This window comes from Rhodohalobacter sp. SW132 (assembly GCF_003390325.1).
In the GTDB taxonomy this organism is placed as follows: Bacteria; Bacteroidota; Rhodothermia; order Balneolales; family Balneolaceae; genus SW132.
This window is the reverse complement of sequence record NZ_QUOK01000002.1, coordinates 214,506-235,659: the sequence shown is the minus strand read 5'-3', so window position 1 is coordinate 235,659 and position 21,154 is coordinate 214,506. Positions and strand designations below refer to the sequence as shown.

General features: G+C 44.5%; 18 protein-coding genes. 10 read left to right on the top strand and 8 right to left on the bottom strand.

All coding sequences use genetic code 11. From position 1 onward, the window contains the following. Nucleotides 1–120: 120 nt before the first annotated feature. From pta to greA, 8 genes are read right to left on the bottom strand one after another with little or no spacing between them, the layout of a single operon-like run. Entirely contained in the window at nucleotides 121–1,113 is a 993-nt protein-coding gene (gene pta / locus DYD21_RS05650) for a phosphate acetyltransferase (protein ID WP_116033913.1), read from the bottom strand. Then, nucleotides 1,110–1,970, bottom strand: a complete 861-nt coding sequence (locus DYD21_RS05645; RefSeq protein ID WP_158551430.1) for a DMT family transporter — start codon at nucleotides 1,968–1,970, stop codon at nucleotides 1,110–1,112. The genes pta and DYD21_RS05645 overlap by 4 nt, the downstream gene beginning before the upstream one ends. Further along, nucleotides 1,970–3,721 (bottom strand): hypothetical protein, encoded by a 1,752-nt coding sequence (locus tag DYD21_RS05640; protein ID WP_116033908.1) that lies wholly within the window; start codon nucleotides 3,719–3,721, stop codon nucleotides 1,970–1,972. Before DYD21_RS05640 ends, DYD21_RS05645 begins: the two co-directional genes overlap by 1 nt. Before the next feature lie 12 nt (nucleotides 3,722–3,733). Continuing rightward, nucleotides 3,734–4,963 carry a hypothetical protein gene (locus DYD21_RS05635; protein ID WP_116033905.1) on the bottom strand — a complete coding sequence of 410 codons (1,230 nt, stop codon included), beginning with the start codon at nucleotides 4,961–4,963 and terminating at the stop codon, nucleotides 3,734–3,736. After that, nucleotides 4,942–5,400: an NUDIX domain-containing protein gene (locus tag DYD21_RS05630; RefSeq protein ID WP_116033903.1), complete on the bottom strand. Its 459-nt coding sequence runs from the start codon at nucleotides 5,398–5,400 to the stop codon at nucleotides 4,942–4,944. The genes DYD21_RS05635 and DYD21_RS05630 overlap by 22 nt, the downstream gene beginning before the upstream one ends. Then, nucleotides 5,393–6,346: a UDP-glucuronic acid decarboxylase family protein gene (locus DYD21_RS05625; protein WP_116033900.1), complete on the bottom strand. Its 954-nt coding sequence runs from the start codon at nucleotides 6,344–6,346 to the stop codon at nucleotides 5,393–5,395. Before DYD21_RS05625 ends, DYD21_RS05630 begins: the two co-directional genes overlap by 8 nt. Nucleotides 6,347–6,382: 36 nt before the next feature. Beyond that, nucleotides 6,383–7,735: a UDP-glucose/GDP-mannose dehydrogenase family protein gene (locus DYD21_RS05620; RefSeq protein ID WP_116033897.1), complete on the bottom strand. Its 1,353-nt coding sequence runs from the start codon at nucleotides 7,733–7,735 to the stop codon at nucleotides 6,383–6,385. A gap of 1 nt (nucleotide 7,736) precedes the next feature. Then, entirely contained in the window at nucleotides 7,737–8,210 is a 474-nt protein-coding gene (gene greA / locus DYD21_RS05615; RefSeq protein WP_116033894.1) for a transcription elongation factor GreA, read from the bottom strand. Nucleotides 8,211–8,382: 172 nt separating this feature from the next. Between greA and DYD21_RS05610 the strand changes: the two genes are divergently transcribed. The 10 genes from DYD21_RS05610 to DYD21_RS05565 all read left to right on the top strand — a co-directional run bounded on the left by DYD21_RS05610 (nucleotide 8,383) and on the right by DYD21_RS05565 (nucleotide 21,054). After that, nucleotides 8,383–8,919, top strand: coding sequence for an RNA methyltransferase (locus DYD21_RS05610; protein WP_116033892.1), 537 nt, complete (start codon nucleotides 8,383–8,385; stop codon nucleotides 8,917–8,919). A 74-nt stretch (nucleotides 8,920–8,993) separates the two neighbouring features. After that, nucleotides 8,994–11,024 (top strand): methionine--tRNA ligase, encoded by a 2,031-nt coding sequence (gene metG / locus DYD21_RS05605; protein ID WP_116033889.1) that lies wholly within the window; start codon nucleotides 8,994–8,996, stop codon nucleotides 11,022–11,024. Between the two features lie 12 nt (nucleotides 11,025–11,036). Further along, complete coding sequence (locus DYD21_RS05600; RefSeq protein WP_116033887.1) at nucleotides 11,037–13,028, top strand: alpha-amylase family glycosyl hydrolase; 1,992 nt, start codon at nucleotides 11,037–11,039, stop codon at nucleotides 13,026–13,028. 32 nt (nucleotides 13,029–13,060) lie between these two features. Next, complete coding sequence (locus DYD21_RS05595) at nucleotides 13,061–14,419, top strand: sodium-dependent transporter (RefSeq protein WP_116033885.1); 1,359 nt, start codon at nucleotides 13,061–13,063, stop codon at nucleotides 14,417–14,419. 162 nt (nucleotides 14,420–14,581) lie between these two features. Continuing rightward, nucleotides 14,582–15,151 (top strand): elongation factor P, encoded by a 570-nt coding sequence (gene efp, locus DYD21_RS05590; RefSeq protein WP_116033882.1) that lies wholly within the window; start codon nucleotides 14,582–14,584, stop codon nucleotides 15,149–15,151. Between the two features lie 17 nt (nucleotides 15,152–15,168). Continuing rightward, nucleotides 15,169–15,645 carry an acetyl-CoA carboxylase biotin carboxyl carrier protein gene (accB, locus tag DYD21_RS05585; protein WP_116033880.1) on the top strand — a complete coding sequence of 159 codons (477 nt, stop codon included), beginning with the start codon at nucleotides 15,169–15,171 and terminating at the stop codon, nucleotides 15,643–15,645. Between the two features lie 9 nt (nucleotides 15,646–15,654). Continuing rightward, the gene (accC, locus tag DYD21_RS05580; RefSeq protein ID WP_116033877.1) at nucleotides 15,655–17,007 is read left to right on the top strand and encodes an acetyl-CoA carboxylase biotin carboxylase subunit; all 1,353 of its coding nucleotides are present in this window, start codon (nucleotides 15,655–15,657) and stop codon (nucleotides 17,005–17,007) included. A gap of 11 nt (nucleotides 17,008–17,018) precedes the next feature. Beyond that, nucleotides 17,019–17,399 carry a glycine cleavage system protein GcvH gene (gene gcvH, locus DYD21_RS05575; protein ID WP_116033874.1) on the top strand — a complete coding sequence of 127 codons (381 nt, stop codon included), beginning with the start codon at nucleotides 17,019–17,021 and terminating at the stop codon, nucleotides 17,397–17,399. 23 nt (nucleotides 17,400–17,422) lie between these two features. After that, nucleotides 17,423–18,973: a glutamine-hydrolyzing GMP synthase gene (guaA, locus tag DYD21_RS05570; protein WP_116033872.1), complete on the top strand. Its 1,551-nt coding sequence runs from the start codon at nucleotides 17,423–17,425 to the stop codon at nucleotides 18,971–18,973. A 362-nt stretch (nucleotides 18,974–19,335) separates the two neighbouring features. Next, on the top strand, nucleotides 19,336–21,054 hold the full coding sequence (locus DYD21_RS05565; protein WP_116033869.1) for an ABC transporter substrate-binding protein: 1,719 nt from the start codon (nucleotides 19,336–19,338) through the stop codon (nucleotides 21,052–21,054). The last annotated feature ends 100 nt before the right edge of the window (nucleotides 21,055–21,154 follow it).

The window sequence follows — 21,154 nt, the reverse complement described above, 5'->3', positions numbered from 1 at the left end:
CTGTTCGATCATTTCCGGGCCGGATGATAAGTCAAAACCAACCGCTGAACCCGAACCACTTTTGAGTCCTGAGAAATACCATATCTGAGGGACGGACAAAGGCACACATCCAAGATATCTCTACGAATCGGATAAAACAGATGCGATACACGCGGCATAGAAAATGTCTTCTTTGGAGCAGCCGCGGGATAGATCCATGTAAGGTTTTGCAAGTCCCTGGAGGATCGGGCCAATAGCGGTAGCCCCTCCTACTCTTTCGGTGATTTTGTAAGCGATATTCCCTGCATCAAGGTTTGGAAAAATATAAACATTCGCCTGGCCGGCAACTTCTGAATCGGGGGATTTTCTCCTGGCAACATCCGGCACAAAAGCAGAATCAAATTGAAGTTCGCCATCCATCGCCCACTCATTTTTTTTCTTTTTAGCCAGAAACAGCGCTTCACGCACCAGATCAACCCGTTCATGATCAGCACTTCCTTTCGTAGAGAATGAAAGAAAGGCAATTTTCGGATCCTGACCGGTTAACTTCCGGTGTGTCTCCCCGGAAGATATTGCGATATCCGCCAGCTGCTCTGAATCGGGATATGGAACGACACCGCAATCAGCATACGTGAGCACGCGTCCATCAGTCAGTTCCATCAGAAATGTACTTGAAACCAGTTTTGCACCCTCTGACGTACCTATCGTGCGAATCGATGCACGAATGACATCAGCAGTGGACGCAATGGATCCGGCCACAGCGCCATCGGCCTGACCTGTGGCAACCAGCCAGCCTGCTATCATTAACGGGTTTTTAGCAAGCAGCAGAATCTGGTCTTTCGTTGGATTTTTATGACTTAACTTCTTTTCAAAAAAAACAGTTCTTTCTTTAAGTCCCTGTTTATCATCAGCATTAATGATGCGGATATCATCCGGCAACTCAATATTTTCGGCATCAGCAAGTGCTTCTACACTTCCAGCTTCACTTATCAGAACTGGCACGGCTGCACCTGTTGAAGTCAGGTGCGACACCGCATGTAATACACGCGGATCACGACCGGCTTCCGGAAATACAATTTTTTTATTTAATTGCGAACTTGTAGTAAGAATCTGTTGTAAGATGGAATCTTTCATGAAACTAATAGTAGAATTGATATGATTGTAGCTGCTATACCCGTCCATTGAAATACGGTCAGACTGTCCCCCCACCGAATCATTCCAAGTAGTGTTGCCCCCAGCACTGTCAGAATATTGATGGTACTGTATACAACAGCGCCGTTCATTCGTTCAAGTGCCTCGATTAAGAAAATTGCGGAGTATAGATTGGGAACGCCAATCAGTGCGCCAAGCAGCAGTTCCTGCCTGGTAAACTTAAACTTTCCTTTAGCAAATATCACAATTAAACCGACTACTGTAGAACTTAAAAATACCGTTCCCATAAACTGTTCTTTAGAAACCAAAGATAAAAACTCTACCTCGAATATTTTCAAAGAACCGTCTCCAAGTCCTGTTCCTACAAACAATAAGACCAGAAGCCAGGCGGCACTAAGCGGTTCACGAATCATTTTTCTCTTATTTGGCAGAAGGAGAAAGAGCGCAATAAATACGGATCCAATCCCAATCCACTGTCGGGTTTCAAGCGGCTCAAGATACCAGATTGTTGAGAGCAACACGGGAATCAAAAGAGATATCCGCATCGCCGCTACGCTGATCCCTACACCGTTTTTGCTAACAGATTTACTGTAAATAAAAAAGTTGGCGATGAATATCACACCGACCAGTGCAGCAAGCAGAAGGGCCGGAATTTGTTCCGATATATTTGAGGGAATCTCAGCACCGGAAGGAGTTAGAAATGCTATACAAGCCGCGATGACGTAGTTTACCGTAAGAACTTTAACAGTATCCAGTTTCTTAAACTCTGCGGCTTTTAAAAAATGGGCAATGGCAACGGAACAAACTGAACTTAGAAGGATGTAAATCCAGCCACTCATCATTGCGAGATATCAAGCATGAAGTTTCCAAATCCCTGAACTTCCTGCGGCCGGTCGTGTAGTCTTCTCGACGTATAATCTACGTTATTTTCGAGATGCCTGAAGAGGTCGGACATCCGGGTTCGCCTTTGCTTAAGTGCATCAGCAAGATAGTATGGAAATAGATGGTGTCTCATATCCTCTTCTACCGAGCCTCTGTATAGTGAAGAGCGCTGCCCAACGCGGTTACCAAAAAGAACAAAGGCATTTGGAAAACGTTCAAGCAGCCGGTTTGCGAGTTGTTGCTGCCTCCTGCTGTTCCCATTCAGCTGTGTGATCATTCGCCCTTCTTCACCCTCACGAACATATTCAAGGTCAACAAACACAAACAGTTTTTCAGCTCCGCAACGGGCCAGTTCTTCCATAACATGATACAGCGGTAAAGTCTCCTCGTTACCATCTTCATCAAGATGATACATCACCATTTGCTGATCACTATCATCTGACGGATAACGGGCAAATCCGGATAGATAGACCACAACTGATCCGCCGGTAAGATTTCTGCAAAACTGTAGTTCATTTGGCCATTCAGATAATCCGGGGCTTTCTAATTCAATGATCTGATCGTTTTCCATTCGCAGCGAAGTTCTCATATAATGACGAAATAACCGCGCATCCCGCTCGGTGTACTGCCGGATTCCAGCCAGATTATTTCGATTGCCCGAAATCACAATAGCCCGGTCGTTGGGATTATTTGATTTCAGAATGGGTAATGAATTTTCAACGTCAATTTCTCCGAACGGGATATCACTCAGCTCAACCAAAAGTGCGGGTCCGCTTTCTGCAGTTGATCGTAAAGCTGTTTCACCCGCGGTTCTCAATGCATACGCTTCAACCGATCCGTATTCAACCCGAACCCATTGATCATCATGCAATTCCAACTGCTTCAATGAACTGCCCTCACCTAATTCAGCAATTATATTATCCTGTGTGATGGTTGGACTGCTGCGCAGTTGTGCAACCGGATCCTGAATAATAAATCTGTGCTCCATAAAATCGAGAACATCAATGGTGTGCACGGAAGCATTACCATCCAGCTCAGACGTTACAGTGACAGTAGAACTTTCCATGATTGTGCCGCTAAATTCCGCTGCAAGAGCACCGAGATTTAGTTCAATCTTGTTGCCTGAAAGTTGTACCGTTGAATCGTAAAAAACCTCCTCATCGTCTACAAGAACCGATATTGATGCTGTTTGGTCGATCGTTTGCTGAATTGAAAGCGTATCAGTTCGAAGATCGGTGCCAGATTGCCGGAGAAAACGGGACTCATCGGTTTGAATGGGGTCTCCGGATTCCCGTAGATTAGTGGCCGCCAGTGTCCCCAAAAAGACACCTACTGCATTCAATGAAACCTGCTGTGTCGTCGAGGGTGAGGAGATGAGATATCCGCTGTTCGCAGCAGTAAATGAGAGTACCGAACCGGCTGCGGCAAGAACGGCAAATCCCCATTTTGGCCTGTACTCCTGCACCATCCGCTGTATTTGAATTCTTTCTGTGTATTCACGCTGCTCAACCCTATAGGGAGATAACGTAAGAACCGGATTTTCAATCGTTGGCAATTCCTCTGCCAGTAATAGCTCAGATACAGCGACTACTTCAGCACTTTCGGCTGGATTTATTGCATGTTCATCCACAACAGTCCACTTACTGGTTGTGCATGCTGATGCAATAACCAACAATAATCCACATAATAATATCCGGTGAAAAATCATGGTGTTACCTGTTTAAAAAGAAATCACCGCACCAAAAGCGAACAAACTTCTGTACTTGAAGTGATCTTCGCTCCCCGGTTGAGAGAGCCAGAATGGAATGTCATATCGAAATACAAATCCCCGGTTTTTTCCAAGATAATCGGGAATATTTAACGAGAGAGAAAAGCCAGCTCCCGCATTTGCAAAAACTTCGTCCGTCTCATTTGCTACAAGACCCGGTGAAGTTCCAATATCATGAAAAAGATACGATCGAAAACGGAGAAAATCTGCCAGGTAGGGTATTTGTCTGAACAGACTGCCGATCGGGTTCGGGTAATCAAGTTCGGTATTCAGACTTACGATTGAGTTTAACAGAAATGGTGATGCATTCTCATCCATTAAACGATCCACATCCTGCCCGGCATATCCTCTTAAATTTGCTCCCCCGGCAATTTGCCAATTTCCCGATTCCATCCATGGCTGTGGTATGGTTCCTTTTGCACGGGTAAGTCCATTATTCATCCATTGAATTGCGGGTGCTGAGCTTCTGCCATACAAATATTCTGGTGCTGTTGATGAAGATGCAGCTCCAAAAAATCCACGCATTCTCAATCCCCAGTTTTCGTTAAATGGTATTCGCTGAGTTACCGAAGATTCAATTTGCTGATAGGATTCATCCAGCAACTGATAGGTACCGGTGAGCCTGAACGTATAATTTCCAAATCGATTTTCATCCTGAAGCAGAAAAGTGCTCTGCGCCAGCCACTTATCGTCATCACTCCAAATAATTGGAAATGGCACATACTCATCATCAAAACGATTTTCCCAAGCGGTTCGAAATGAAAACTCTCTGAATTTACGTTCATCAAAGCCTTGCTGCCAGCGTTTATTAAACCCCAGTCCGTGATTGTGGTACCCGGTTCTGATGGAAGAAATTGCCTGAATACTGGCTTCACTCCCAAAATCAGACCACGCAGGAATGGGTTCCGTAAAACTTAAATAATATGATACCGGAAGTGATGGAAACCAAAGGCCAAGCCATATTCCGGCATCCAGCCGGTGCGGACCATCTTCAAACGATCCCGGTACTTGGCCTTGAAACCGAACACCCACCCGGATTCCGTCAACGTCGTTATACCAGAGGTCCGGTGCGGGGATAATTTCGTAACTGGAGCCTCCATACTGCGCATCAGCATCAGTGACAGAAAAACTGAAGGTAAGAACCAATAGTGCGGTAAAAATCAGGGTAAGGGAACGCGCCAATCTTCCAGGATTCGATTTGTGTTGATAAGTTGACTTGTAAGCTTGATGAGTCGAATTTGTTCCGGCCATTGAATAAAATCTGAAGCGTTGTCGGGGTTAATCCACCTGTATTCGGAATGTTCATCATCGAGGCTGATTCCGGGGCTGGCATCGATTTCTGCAGCAAAAACGGGAATACTGTGGATTGTATCGCTGCTCTGCTCGTAAAACTGGTTAATGCTTGGCACTGTCCAGAAGTGCAGGGGCTTAAGGCCCGTCTCCTCTTTCAGTTCGCGGAGGGCAGCCTGCCAGCGGGTTTCATCAGGCTTCACTTTCCCGCCAATCATTCTCCACTGCCCTTCGTAAATCTTACCACTTGACCGTTTGAACAGCAGAAACTCAACGTTATTGTTCTTTATTCTGTAAAGATAAAGATCGATGAGTTTTTTTTTAGCCATTGCTTTTATCAACCTTCTCTTTGAAGTAGGCGAGTGTTTTCCTGAGGCCATCGATACGATCCACTGTCGGCTCCCAGTCTAATACACGTTTTGCTTTGGAAATGTCGGGCTGACGAACTTTTGGATCGTCATCCGGCAGCTCTTCATGTACAATTTCACTCTTGCTTCCGGTTAGTTTGATGATCTCTTTGGCAAACTCAAGAATCGTAACTTCCTGTGGATTTCCAATGTTCACCGGTTCTACCTCGTCACTTTGCGAAAGCCGGAAGATTCCTTCTACCAAGTCATCCACATATGTAAATGACCGGGTTTGAGAACCATCACCAAATACGGTGATCGGGTTACCTTTCAGCGCCTGCCGCATAAAGGTTGGCAGCGCACGGCCATCCTTTAAACGCATTCGCGTACCATACGTATTGAAAATCCGAACAATACGCGTTTCGAGATTATGATAGCGGTGGTAGCCCATCGTCATTGCTTCTGCAAAACGCTTGGCTTCATCATACACTCCGCGAAATCCAATCGGGTTAACATTTCCCCAGTAATCTTCATTCTGCGGATGTTTCAGCGGATCTCCGTACACCTCACTTGTGGATGCCAGCAGAAACCTTGCATTTTTTTCTTTGGCAAGTCCGAGTGCCTTGTGAGTTCCGAGTGAACCCACTTTGAGAGTCTGAATCGGCATTTCAAGATAGTCAATCGGTGACGCCGGTGATGCAAAATGAAGTACAAGATCGAGCTCGCCCGGCACGTAAATAAAGTTGGTTACATCGTGTTTGATGAACTCAAAATCTTCATTACCGATCAAATGAGCAATATTTTCCGCTGAACCGGTTAAAAGGTTATCCATACAGATAACCTGATATCCTTCTTTCAGATACCTGTCACACAGGTGTGAACCCAAAAAGCCGCATCCGCCGGTGATAAGAACTCTTTTCTTGGCCATATTTTAAAAGTGTTTTCTTAGTGAAATTTAAAACCGTCAGTTGATCTGCTTATGATTAGCGCCGACGGTTCTTCTGCCCACGCTAAAGTAGGTCAGACCGGCCTCTTCAGCACGATCCAGACCATAGAGATTACGGCCATCAAAAATTACGGGTGAATTCATTTTTTTTGTGAAATTTTCGAGGTTAGGCCGGCGGAATTCATTCCATTCCGTACAAATTACAAGGGCATCCACACCTTCAATCACGCTATCGCGATCTTCTTCAAATGTTATCTGCTTAAGTGTTTCTTCTGATAAAGCAGCTTTAAACGTATCAACAGCTTCAGGATCGTAGGCTTTCATTTTCACACCCATTTCGGCAAGTTCTTTAGTGATGTAAAGTGAGGGTGCCTCTCTGATATCATCGGTTTCCGGTTTAAAACTTAATCCCCAGATACCAACCGTTTTATCTTTCAGCGATTCGCCGTAATAATCCTTCATTTTCTGAACGATAGATACTTTCTGCTTTTCGTTGACTTTCATCACGGAGTCCAGGATCTGGAAATTGTATCCATTCTGTTCGGCCGTATAGTGAATTGCCTGAACGTCTTTAGGAAAGCAGCTTCCGCCGTAACCGATTCCGGCAAACAGAAAACGTTTCCCGATACGAGAATCAGTTCCGATGCCCCGGCGGACGTTATCCACGTCAGCTCCAACAGTTTCGCATACATTAGCGATCTCGTTCATAAATGTGATTTTTGTAGCAAGCATGGCGTTCGCCGCGTATTTAGTGAGCTCAGAACTACGCTCATCCATCACAATAATCGGGTTTCCGCTTCGAACAAAGGGCTCGTACAAACGAGTCATAACCTCAGCCGCTTTTTCGCTTCTTGTTCCTACAACAACTCGCTCAGGTTTCATAAAATCTTCAACAGCAGCGCCTTCCCTGAGAAATTCCGGGTTGGATACTACATCGAATTCCTGGTCGGTTTTAGCCGCAATTTTTTCTCGGACTTTATCGGCGGTTCCCACCGGCACGGTACTCTTGTTTACCACTACACGATATCCCGGATGAGACTCAAACAGGTCTCCAAGCTCATCAGCTACATTAAGAACAAAACTCAGATCTGCCTGGCCGTCGGCTCCCGGAGGTGTGGGCAGACAAAGAAAAATAATCTCTGCAGTTTCAAACGCTTCTTCCAGGTTCGTTGTGAATTTCAGGCGTTTTTCCCGGATTGCACGATCGAAGACACGGTTTAGTCCCGGTTCGTAGATGGGAACTGTGCCTTCGCGCATCAGCTGAACTTTATCAGCATCGATATCCACACATGTTACCTCATTTCCGCTATCAGCAAAACATGTACCGCTTACCAATCCAACATATCCCGTTCCAATAACTGCAATTTTCATTCTATCTGCGCTCTATTTTTTTGATTTCAAGTTTAAGTTTGCCGGCCGGCACATCTGCTTCTACAACATCTCCAACTTCTTTTCCGAGAATAGCCTGACCAATGGGGGAATCGACAGATATTTTTTTGGCTTTAAAATCTGCCTCATCTTTCGAGACCAGCGTATACTGCATCTCTTTATTCGTATTATGATTTAAGATGGTAACTGTTGAGAGAAGGTACGCTTTTGTGTCGTCGATATTCTTCTCATCAATAATACTGGACGTTGCGAGGGTATTTTCAAGCTCTGCTATGCGGGATTCAAGATGCCCCTGAGCTTCTTTAGCGGCATCATATTCAGCATTTTCGCTTAGATCGCCTTTGGCTCTTGCCTCGGCAATCTCCTCAGCTATCTCTCTTCTTCCGCGTGTTTTCAGATCCCGTAACTCATTATCAAGCCTTTCGTACCCTTCTTTCGATAAATAATTTTTCTTCATACTTCCGTCAATTCGGTTTACCTTACAATTCTTCGATTTTTAAAAATAAAAAAAGCAGTTCTGACAACTGCCATTTTCTTCCTTAATCCATATTTTTTACAGACTAAGAAAATAAGGTGTTCCACGCTGTTTCCCAACCCCAATTTTTAATGATTAAAGATTTCAGCTTCATTTGCGAAAACGATCCACACGAAGAATTTTAGAGGATAACCAGAATCGAAGCACACCGCTTGGCTCCCACTTCATTCTGTGGCTTCACAACATCCGAAGCCTTCACAATGTGGGGGCTGCATTCCGGAATGCGGATGCTTTTGGTGTGAGCCGGTTACTGCTTTCAGGATACACACCAACCCCACCCCGGCCAGAGATCACCAAAACAGCGATTGGCGCTGAAGAGCATATCCCATGGAGTACAGTTCAAAATCCGGCCGAAAGTGCTCAGCTCTTAAAGAATGACGGTTATCACATCACCGGTCTTGAACAAACAGACCAAAGCGTTATTCTGAACCGGTTTGAAATGCCCTCACCTAAAATTGTTCTTGTGCTTGGAAATGAAGTCACCGGCATCGATGACGATTTTCTGCCTCTTCTCGACAGCTCTGTTGAAATACCGCAATATGGCACGAAACATTCATTAAATGTATCTGTAGCCTGTGGTGTTGCGCTTTATGGATTTCTGAACCTGTTCGAGCAGAAAACAAATCGATAAAGTTGTACCTTCAAATTGGTAAATTAGTCTGTTTCACGTTATTTTCGGCGCCTTAATGATAGGAAAATATTTATATGTCTAAACGCACACTGATAACATCTGCTCTACCGTATGCAAATGGACCGATTCATCTTGGCCATCTTGCAGGAGCTTATTTACCGGCTGATCTTTACACCCGCTATCTGCGGCTAAGAGGAAGAGATGTACTCCATATTTGTGGTTCTGATGAACATGGTGTACCCATTACCATTGCAGCCGAAAAAGAAGGGATCACACCCCAGCAGGTAGTGGATAAATTTCACACCATGAATAAGCAGGTTTTTGAGCAGTTTGGAATTGATTTTGACTATTACGGCCGAACCAGTTCAGCTACGCATAAGGAAACCTCCCAGGCGTTTTTTAAAACTCTTCATGATCAGGGGTTATTCAAAAAGAAAACAGAAGAGCAGCTGTATGATGATGATGCCTCGATGTTTTTACCGGACCGATACGTTAAAGGGGAATGTCCGAAGTGCGGGCACCCGGAAGCCTATGGCGATCAATGTGAAAAATGTGGCTCCTCCCTCTCTCCCACTGAGCTGATCAACCCGATCAGCGCCATTTCGGGAAAAACACCCATCCTGAAAAAAACTGAACATTGGTATCTGCCTCTCGGTGATTTCCAGCAAAAGCTCGAAAAGTGGGTCGATTCACGGGAAAACTGGAAAGCGAACGTAGCCGGTCAGTGCAAAAGCTGGCTAAAAAGCGGACTCGAAGACCGGGCCGTCACCCGTGATCTCACCTGGGGAGTTCCAGTGCCCCTGCCCGATGCCGCGGGTAAAGTGCTCTACGTCTGGTTTGATGCCCCGATTGGCTATATATCCGCTACCAAGGAGTGGGCTGAAAAACGCGGCGAACCGGATCTGTGGAAAACCTACTGGCAGGATGAAGAAACCGACCTTATCCACTTCATCGGCAAAGACAACATTGTCTTTCACTGCATCATGTTTCCGGCAATGCTCATGCAGCATGGTGATTATGTACTGCCGAAAAACGTGCCGGCCAATGAGTTTTTAAATCTCGAAGGCCGGAAGCTATCCACATCCAAAGGATGGGCCGTTTGGCTGGACGAGTACATGGAAGAGTTTGAACCGGACCTCCTTCGTTACGTTCTGGGCACAACTCTGCCCGAAACTAAAGATTCTGATTTTTCATGGAAAGATTTCCAGGCACGCATAAACGGAGAGCTTGCCGATATTCTCGGAAATTTTGTATTCAGGGCGACCAGTTTCACACAGCGATTTTTTGATGGTGCCGTTCCAAAACCTGAATCTTTAAGTGAAGCCGACAAGAAGGCTCTACATGAAATAGACGTTCAAAAAAAGCAAATAGAAACTGCATACGATAATTTCCGGTTTCGTGAAGCGATAGCCGAAACCATGAATCTTGCGCGGGCGGGTAACCGATACTTTACAGAAACCGAACCGTGGAAAACCCGCAAAGAAGCCCCGCAAAAATGCGCCAATACTCTCTACGTTTGCGCACAGATCTGCGGAGCACTTAGCCTGCTATTTCACCCGGTCATGCCTCGTAAAATGAACCTGCTTCGTGAACAGCTTGGGATACCAGCAAATACAACATGGGATCAGATTAATGATCACCTGGTTCCGGCCGGCTACCTGCTCTCGGATGAGCCGATACTTTTCAACAAAATCGAAGACGATGTTGTGGACCGGGAGATAGAAAAACTCAAAAAGAAGGCCGCTGAAGCCAAAACTGAAGAATCTTCCTATCCTCCACTCAAAGAAACTGCGACATTCGATGATTTTATGTCCCTTGATTTGCGTGCAGGTAAAATTTTAAAGGCTGAAAAGGTTAAGAAATCTAAAAAATTGCTGAAAATAACAGTAGATGTTGGCTTTGAAAAAAGAACCATTTTGTCAGGTATTTCAGAATTTTTCGAACCTGATGAAATTACCGGTCAAACGGTGGTTGTTGTAGCCAACCTCGCTCCAAAAAAAATGATGGGTATAGAAAGTAACGGGATGATTTTGATGGGGGAAAATTCAGATGGTGTTCTCCATTTTGTCTCCACATCGGCTGAACCCGGTAGCCCAGTCACATAGATTTTTTACACAATGGAAGTAAGCGATACGATTCAGACACCCGGAGTTTCGGTACAGGATAACTCCACACATTTCTGTTTTTACTGCAAAGATGCCCGCAGTGTTCACTGCGAAATATTTGACCGGTACGATCAGAAAAATGGAACTAAAAAGAAGATGCAGATCGATTCTGATGGCTACTGGCATCTTACAATTGATGAGGACCTAACCGGAAAGTGGTACGGTTATCGGGTAGAACACCCCAAAGAACTTGCAATAACGAATCCTTATAAAGGGGAGCTTTTTGCCGATCCCTACAGTAAACATGTAACTACGCTGAACCGGTACGATCAGCGGGCAAAATCCTATATATTCAATGACACGTTTGACTGGGAAGACGACCGGCATCAATTTCCGGATGATCCCAGGGACCTCGTGATCTACGAAACTCACCTTAAGGATCTCACAGCCCACCCATCGAGCGGTGCGAAAGGTGATGGATTTTATAATAAATTCATCGACCTGAACCAAAAAGGCGGCATCGCCCACCTGAAGAAACTGGGCGTAAACTGTGTGGAGTTTCTGCCCCTCCAGAAATTTGCCCCTCAGGAGCCACCCTACGGTGAAGAAACAACCGAAGGCTTTTTTAACTCCTGGAATCCCTACAGTGAAAATTACTGGGGATACATGACCTCATTTTTCCACTCACCGGAAACATCCTTTGCTTCTGATCGAGAGGAAAAGATTTCGGGTCTGACAACAGCGTCGGTTACCGAGTTTAAACAATTGGTTAAAGAGCTCCACAAACACGGAATTACCGTTTTGATGGATGTTGTCTACAATCATACCTCCCTTTTTGATTTAAATCCGTGTACTCATTTATGTTCACATACCTACCTGAGGTACAACGAAAAAGGTCAGCTGATGAACCGGAGCGGAACCGGAAACGAATATAAATCAGAAGCGCCTATTGCCCGGGATCTGATTATCAGTTCTCTTAAACACTGGGTTGAAGAGTATCATGTAGATGGATTCCGTTTTGACCTGGCTGCCCTGCTGGATCAAAAATCCTGGAATGTAATCCGCACGGAAATGCACGATATTAATCCGGGTATTGTACTGATTGCCGAACCCTGGGGCGGATACTACTCTCCATCGGCTTTCTCGGAGCACAACTGGTCCTCCTGGAACGACCGGATCCGAAACAGCATCAAAGGTTCCGACCCGCAGCACGACCGTGGTTTTATCTTTTCGGAGTGGCAGCACGAAACCGGACGAGGCCGCCTTGAAAATCTTTTCAGAGGAACTTTAAAAGGTGCCGATGGCGGGCTGTATGAAACATCGCTGCACAGCGTAAACTATCTGGAAAGTCATGACGGATATACGCTTGCCGATTTTATACGAATCGGACTGCAGCCTGAACTACAGGATCAAAAAATTGAGAATCCGGTTGATTTCAATAAATTAGATGAGCAGCAAATGGAGCACGCAAAGCTGGCAGCACTCAGTCTGTTTTGTGCCCAGGGAATCACCATGATTCATGCAGGCCAGGAGTTTGGCAGATCAAAAATCATCGCAGTTTCCGATGCTGATGATCCGGATATTGGAAAAATGGATCATAACAGCTATCAGAAAGATAACGAGACAAACTGGCTCAATTTTGATGTGCTGGCTCAAAACCGGGAGCTTTTTGATTACTACAAAGGGTTAATCAAAATTCGGAAGGAAGCACCTTCCCTGAGAAAATCGGAACCCAATGACATCTGTTTCGACCACTACAACAACCCGCTGCTGCTAACCTTCAGGGTTTCCGGAAAATCAACCGGCGATATGTTCGATTACTATATTATTCTAAATGGCAACTGGTCTGATCCCGCTGATGTAACCCTTCCTCCCGGGTCATGGGAACTGCTTGCAAATAAACAGATGGCATCGTCGCAAGCAATTGATATATTAAGCGGAAATTTAGAAGTTCCGGCTAAAGGTGGTATGCTGTTCCGGAAGTTGAGGCATCAGAACCATTAACAGAACCATTTAATACGAATACGGAGTAAAACTTGGCTACAACACCAGCAAATTCCCGGGGCACCTGGAACACAAAACTTGGATTTATACTTGCCGCAGCGGGGTCGGCTGTTGGTTTGGGGAATATTTGGCGATTTCCCACCGTGATGGCTGAAAATGGCGGAGCCGCTTTCCTTTTTATCTATGCTTTGCTCGTTTTTGTTATCGGCTACCCTGTTATGGTGGCTGAATTAAGTATTGGCCGGAAAACACGGAAAAATCCTGTTGGTGCATTTAAGGCACTGAGCAGTAATAAAATCTTTACCCTTGCCGGTTTTTGGTGTGTGATTTGCGGAGTGGCTATCCTCTCCTTCTATGTGGTGATAGCCGGATGGACCATCAGTTACTTCTTTGAACAAATCTTCTACTATTTTGGCATGTTCTCCCTTGCCGAATGGGTATCAAATATCGACAATGGCTGGCTGAATGTTGGTGTTGCCCTGTTATTTATGGGGATCACCATTTCAGTAATTCTGGGAGGAATTAGTCAGGGTATAGAAAAAGCTGTTCGTACACTCATGCCGATGCTTGTTGTCATTATTGTAATTTTGATCGTTTATGTGATGTTTCAGCCGGGTGCCGGTGCAGGATTACGGGAGTATCTTGTTCCTGATTTCAGCGCCATTAATATGGACCTGATACTTGCCGCAATGGGGCAGGCGTTTTTCTCACTTTCACTGGGCATGGGAGCGCTCATCACGTACGGTTCCTATCTGAACAGGAAAGAAAATATTCCGGAAGCAGCCGCTTACGTGACAGGATTTGATGTTGGAATTGCATTTCTTGCCGGTATGCTAATCATGCCTACCATTTATATGGCACAAGCAGAAGGGTTGGTGATTTATGATGATGCAGGCTCACTGGTGGCGGGACCTGCCCTAATCTTCCAGGTTCTTCCGGAACTTTTCCATGAAATGGGGGGAATAATTGGACTGATTTTTGGTGGCACTTTCTTTCTGCTGCTAACCATTGCTGCACTTACATCATCCATTTCACTTCTCGAGGTTCCAACATCCTATATCATAGATGAACACAATGTATCGAGAAAGAAAGCAGCCATTTTAGTTGGCGGAGTTATCTCCTTAATTTCTGTTTTTATTGCATTTGACACGAGCCTCATCGACGATATCGATTTCATTTTCAGTGTGATCGGATTACCACTGGGCGGATTTATCATCTGTATTTTCCTGGCTTACATCTGGAAAACAGAAAATGCAAAACTGGAGCTTGAACAGGGGTTTAAAAATTTAGATAATCACTGGTTTTGGCCCGTATGGAAAGTTTTCATCAAATTTATTTGCCCCGCACTGATTGCACTGATCCTGGGAACCACGATTTATGGGATTTTTTAGATGTAAATTTCGTGTCTGTATTAATTGAGACATACATACCGCATATAGAGTACTTTTTTTAAACCACTTATTAAGATGTGCGAAAAAGATCTGATCCATCATTTGTTATAGAACAGCTCCCGCTGTATTTTTGAACAAAATTTTTATTGAATAGAAGCATTTATGGCAAAAATAAGTACATCTGATTTTAGAAACGGGTTAAACATCCTGATGGATGGAGAAATCTACACAATCACCGAATTTCAGCACGTAAAACCGGGTAAAGGTCCGGCATTTGTACGTACAAAACTGAAAGGTGTTGTTAACGAAAAAAATATCGACAAAACGTTCCGATCCGGTGAAAATGTTGAATCCATCCGTATTGAAACACATGCTTACCAGTTTCTCTACCGCGATGGTGATATGTTCTACTTTATGCACCAGGAAACCTACGAACAGATTCCTCTTGAAGCGGCACGAGTTGAAAAGCAAGATTTTATATTCGACGGACTTGTCTGCTCTCTTGTTATTGACGTCGAGAACGATACCATTCTTTATGCCGAACCCCCGGATCAGGTAGAAGCTGAAATTGTTCAAACCGACCCCGGTCTTAAAGGAGATACAGCACAGGGAGGCAGTAAGCCGGCCACCATCTCCGGCGGAGCTGTTATTCAAGTTCCCCTGTTTATTGATCAGGGAGAAAAAGTTAAGGTAGATACCCGAACCGGTGACTACCTGGAACGAGCCAAATAACTCTAAAAAATATTATCATGGATTTAAAATTAGTTAAAAACCTGCTGGATCTTATTTCTGAAAGCGATGTAAATGAGGTCTCGATTGAAGAAGGAGAATTTAAACTGAAGGTGAAAAAGCAGTCTGATTCTCCGGCTCCGCAGCTGCAGTATCAAATGCCTGCACAACAACAAGCCGCACCCGCACAGCCGCAAGCTGCTGCACCTGCTTCCTCGCAAAGTGGTTCAGAATCAAAATCAGAAGAACAGCCTGACGGTGAAGTTGTTAAATCACCAATCGTTGGAACATTTTATGAAGCCCCCTCCCCCGATTCCGATGCATTCGTTAAAGTTGGCGACAGTATTGGCAAAGGCGATACCTTATGTATCATTGAGGCGATGAAAATTATGAATGAAATTGACGCCGAATTTTCGGGTACTATTCAGAAAATTTTGGTCAGCGATGGACAACCGGTTGAGTTTGATCAGCCGTTATTCATTATCAAAAAATCGTAACCCCTTTTTATGTTTGAAAAAATTCTGGTAGCCAACCGAGGTGAAATCGCCCTCAGAATCATACGAACCTGTAAAGAGATGGGAATCAAAACGGTTGCTGTCTACTCTACTGCTGATCAGGATTCACTGCATGTGAAATTTGCGGATGAAGCGGTTTGTATTGGCCCTCCGCCCAGTAAAGAAAGTTATCTGAAGGTACAATCTATTCTGGCAGCCGCAGAAATCACTAACGCCGAAGCTATACATCCCGGATATGGATTTTTGTCAGAAAACGCTGAATTCAGCCGAATATGCAGCGAACACAATTTGAAGTTTATCGGTCCATCCCCCGAAATGATTGCAAAAATGGGTGATAAGGCCACGGCAAAAGCAACCATGATCGAAAGTGGTGTTCCCGTAGTTCCGGGATCAGACGGTATCGTAACGACCTATGAAGATGCCAAAAAGATCGCTGAAGACATTGGGTTTCCCCTGATCATCAAAGCAAGTGCAGGCGGCGGCGGCCGCGGAATGAGGGTTGTGGAGAGCGAAGAAAAATTTAAGCAATCGTACGACACGTGTAAAAATGAAGCCTCTACGGTATTCGGGAACCCGGCTGTATACATCGAAAAATTCGTTCAAAATCCCCGCCATATTGAAATTCAAATCCTTGGTGATCAGCACGGAAATGTAATTCACCTCGGAGAACGGGAATGCTCGCTTCAAAGGCGCCATCAGAAAATGCTTGAGGAAGCCCCCTCTCCCATTGCCACACCTGAACTTCGCGAAAAAATGGGAGCTGCTGCGGTGAAAGCCGGAAAAGCGATCAACTATGAAGGAGCGGGAACCATTGAGTTTCTTGTGGATAAAGACCATAATTTCTACTTCATGGAAATGAACACCCGGATTCAGGTAGAACACCCGGTGACCGAAGAAATTACCTACGTCGATCTTGTTAAAGAGCAGATTCGTGTTGCTGCAGGCGAAAAAATAGAAAATGAACCGTTAAAGATTCGCGGTCATGCCATTGAATGCAGAATTAACGCTGAGGATCCTGCCCATAATTTCCGGCCAACTGCCGGAGTTGCTACCGCATTTAATATTCCGGGCGGACACAGCACCCGTGTGGACACCCACGCTTATGCCGGGTACAGAATACCTCCGCATTACGACTCCATGATCGCAAAACTGATTGTAAGTGCACCAACCCGCGAGGAAGCAATCAAACGAATGCGCCGTGCATTGCAGGAATTTATTGTTGAAGGTATCAAAACCACCATTCCATACCATCTGCAGCTGATGGATGATGAAGGATTTCAAAAAGGTGAATTCAACACTCATTATCTTGAAAAATCGTTCAAATTTAACCCCGATAAAGAGTAACAGGAACGCATATGAATATTCCATCTGATCTGAAATATACCCAGGAACATGAATGGGTTAAGGATAACGGAGACGGTACAATTACGGTGGGTATCACCGATTTTGCCCAGGGAGAACTTGGAGATATCGTTTTTGTTGAACTTGAAGCCGAAGGATTTGAATTCGATAAAGACGATGTGTTCGGTACCGTTGAAGCTGTTAAAACCGTATCAGAGCTGTTTGCTCCTGTCGGTGGTGAAATCGTAGAAATCAACGAATCTTTAGAAGACGATCCTGAAATTGTTAACAATCACCCCTATGGTGGAGGCTGGATGGTAAAAATTAAAGTATCCGACCCATCCGAACTTAACTCCCTCCTCTCCGCCGAGGAATACGGCGAATTGATAGATTAGACTAAATGCATCATTACGATTGAATGAATAATCATACCGAAGACTGGATCCTCATTCTTGATTTTGGATCGCAGTACACCCAGCTTATTGCCCGAAGAATCAGAGAGCTGAACGTATATTGCGAAATCCATCCCTATAACACCTCACCTGAATCTTTCAACGATGATCCGCCAAAAGGAATTGTTCTCTCCGGCGGACCCAGTAGTGTATATGATGAGGATGCCCCCCTGCTGAATCTCGATTATCTCGATTTTAACGTACCTGTACTTGGTATTTGTTATGGACTGCAATCACTTGCACATACAATACATCCCGGATCCGTTGAAAAAGCTGAAAAAAGAGAGTTTGGCCGTGCAACTCTTATTGTTGATAAAGGTGAAGATCTTTTACATAACATTGATGAACGGTCTGCAGTATGGATGAGTCATGGCGATCATATCCACTCGCTGCCTGATTCCTATGAAGTCATTGCACATACCGCCAATGCACCCGTGGCTGCGGTTCGGCATAAAAAGAAGCAAATTTTTGGTGTACAGTTTCATCCTGAGGTAGCGCACACGGATGAGGGACAACAAATATTTCTAAATTTTGTAGATACCATTTGCAAATGCAGCAGAGAGTGGACAGCTGCATCTTTTATAGAAACACAGGTCAGGCTTGTGCGTGAACAGGTTGGAAAAGAAAAAGTACTCTGTGCGCTCTCCGGCGGCGTTGACTCTACGGTAGTTGCGACTCTTCTACATAAAGCGATTGGCGACCAGCTGCAATGCATTTTTGTTGATAACGGTCTCCTCCGAAAAAATGAATTTCAGCAGGTTCTTACTACATACGAGGAACAACTAAATCTTCCCGTAAAAGGAGTAGATGCATCCAAAGAATTTCTTGATAACCTGGATGGAGTATTTGATCCGGAAGAGAAGAGAAAAATTATTGGGAATACATTTATTGAAGTATTCGACCGGGAAGTATCAGATAATAAATCCTATAAATTTCTTGCGCAGGGTACACTCTATCCCGATGTTATTGAAAGTGTTTCTTTTAAAGGGCCCTCTGCTACCATAAAATCTCACCACAATGTGGGCGGACTTCCTGAAAAGATGAATCTTGAATTGGTTGAACCCGTTCGTGAGCTGTTTAAAGATGAAGTGCGAAATGTAGGGCGTGAACTCGGAATTCCGGAATCATTTATTTCACGGCATCCGTTTCCGGGGCCTGGTTTGGGAATTCGTGTTATTGGCAAACTTTCACCTGACCGTCTGAACCTGCTCCGCGAAGTAGATCATATCTTTATTGAATCACTGCGTGAGTATGATCTTTATGATCAGGTGTGGCAGGCACTTGCCGTACTTCTGCCTGTGCAATCTGTGGGCGTCATGGGCGATGAACGAACGTATGAGTTCACGGCTGCACTCCGGGCCGTTACCAGTCGTGATGGAATGACAGCAGACTGGGCGCACCTCCCCTACGATTTTCTCTCCGAAGTAAGTAACAAAATCATCAATGAGGTCAGGGGAATTAACCGGGTGGTGTATGATGTAAGTTCTAAACCACCTTCCACAATAGAGTGGGAGTAAATTCGTAAATAACCGGTTCAGGCCGACCATGTGCAGTCATACGATGAAGTATCATGTTCGAGTGATGGGGATGCCGGATGATAGTTTTCACCAGGTGAATTCGCTTCAATCGGTGAATTGTCCGGCCGTTATAATCTCCATCGGATAGCCTGAAAGAGTACTATGTCTCTCTTTTAACTCATTCGATGTTGTGAAGTCAGCGGATGAGAATCAAAATTTACATATCACTCATTTCGATTCTGACTTCGGAAAAAACGAACTGAAAAATTTAATTCCACCAAGATATGTACCCGAATTGAATATTAGCGGGAACATTTTGCTCTCGCTTTTATTCATTTGAACAAATTGAATACCATACGATCATGAAATATTTTACACTCCTTTTTTTCGCTTTTTTTGCTACTGCCCACCTTGTCATTGCCCAGGATTTTGATGAAGCTTTACAGCTATACGAAGAAGGAAACTTCGAAGAGGCTGCACAAATATTCAGCGAGCTTAATGATGACAGGGCCGTACTTTTTACCGGAAAAAGCTATTTCGGAATGCAAAATTACGCCCGCGCCAATGAATATTTGAAACACGTAGCAGAGAATTCAACTGAGGCAAACTATCGCCAGGAAGCTGCATACACAATTGCACTGTCCCACTTCCGGATGAAGCATTATGCGCAAAGCCTCGATCAGCTTCACGATTTAATTACCGGTGATGAGCGCGGCAGAATACGGGTGGATTCTCAGCGGTTCTACAGGCAAATTCTACGGTATCTCAGTGCAGAAGAGCGGTTTCAGGTTTTAAATCAGACCCGGAATACAGATGTAGCAGGTGATGTGGTTCGTTCATCATGGGATTACGTGAGCCACAACGAGTATAATGCTCTCAAAAATGCTTTTTTGAACAGAATTACAGATTCGGAACGATATGAATCCCTTCGTGAAGAGCTCACCCGGGAACCGCGGGTTGAATCGATGCAAAGAAATTACCCTACTCCTCCTGAGGGAATGGTTTATAACATCGGGGTAATTCTTCCCGCCTCAGAAGAACGTTCTGCCGATATGATGGTTCCGCGAAATTTGTTTTATGGAATTACAATTGCTGCTGAAGAATTTAATAGTCAGCATTCTGATAAAAAGATATTTCTGAAATTCAAAAACTCCCACCGACATGCTGATTCAACAGCAAATGCTTTCCGTGATCTTGTTCTGAATGGTCATGTTGATGCTGTTATCGGTCCATTATTTTCTGAACCAGCCCGCTCTATGGCTGAACTATCAGAAAAGTATCAGGTACCGATGTTTGCCCCCCTTGCTAATTCCGATCAGATCAATCTCGGCTATAACTACACCTATCAAATGAACCCGACATTTGAAGTTCACGGAAAAAGAATGGCTCGTCACGCAGTTCAAACCCTGGGACTCGATACACTCGCTGTGATTTCGCAAAAAGATGCCCTTGGAACTGCTTCAGCAAGAAGTTTCCGGCATGAAGCTGAACGTCTGGGTGCTTTTATATCCTACTACATCGAAGAGGATTTTGCTTCTTTCGGTTATGATCTTTCCGATTTTACTAAAGTTTTTACCCGGGACCCTGAAGAGATCTCAGAACATAATTATATGAGAACAGATGGGATTTATGCACCATTTACAGGCCAGGCCGCTAACACGTTGATAAATCTGCTTATGACCGACCTGGAGGTATTAAGAAGCAATATGGTTATAATGGGTTCTGAAGAATGGGAAAATACAAATCTATCCTCCTGGCAGCGCCAAAATTTTGAGGTTTACTACACCCAGGCATTCGGCACTGAAGCGGATACAAGTGTTGTGAATTTCGTTCGTCAGGATTTTGAAACCCGATTTGGAATTGAACCCGACCAGTTCGGTAAAATTGGTTATGATGTGGGTACCTATCTTTTCAATCAAATCTCTGAAGCCGGAAACCCAGCCTATCTTGGTGAAGTCATACGGGCAAGTGACCGGTACCAGGGACTGGAGTTAAGTATTGACATGAATCAGAATAGAATCAATCAAAGTTTACACATCCGGCCGCTAACCGATCCTGCCAGGCAAAGGATTAACAGATGATGGATTATAGATGTGAGATAGTTGATTTGAGGTGAAGAGCTTTTTGAAAGAAGAAAATTGACATAGAGATTGGCATTTCAAATAAGCAAAAAAAATGGAT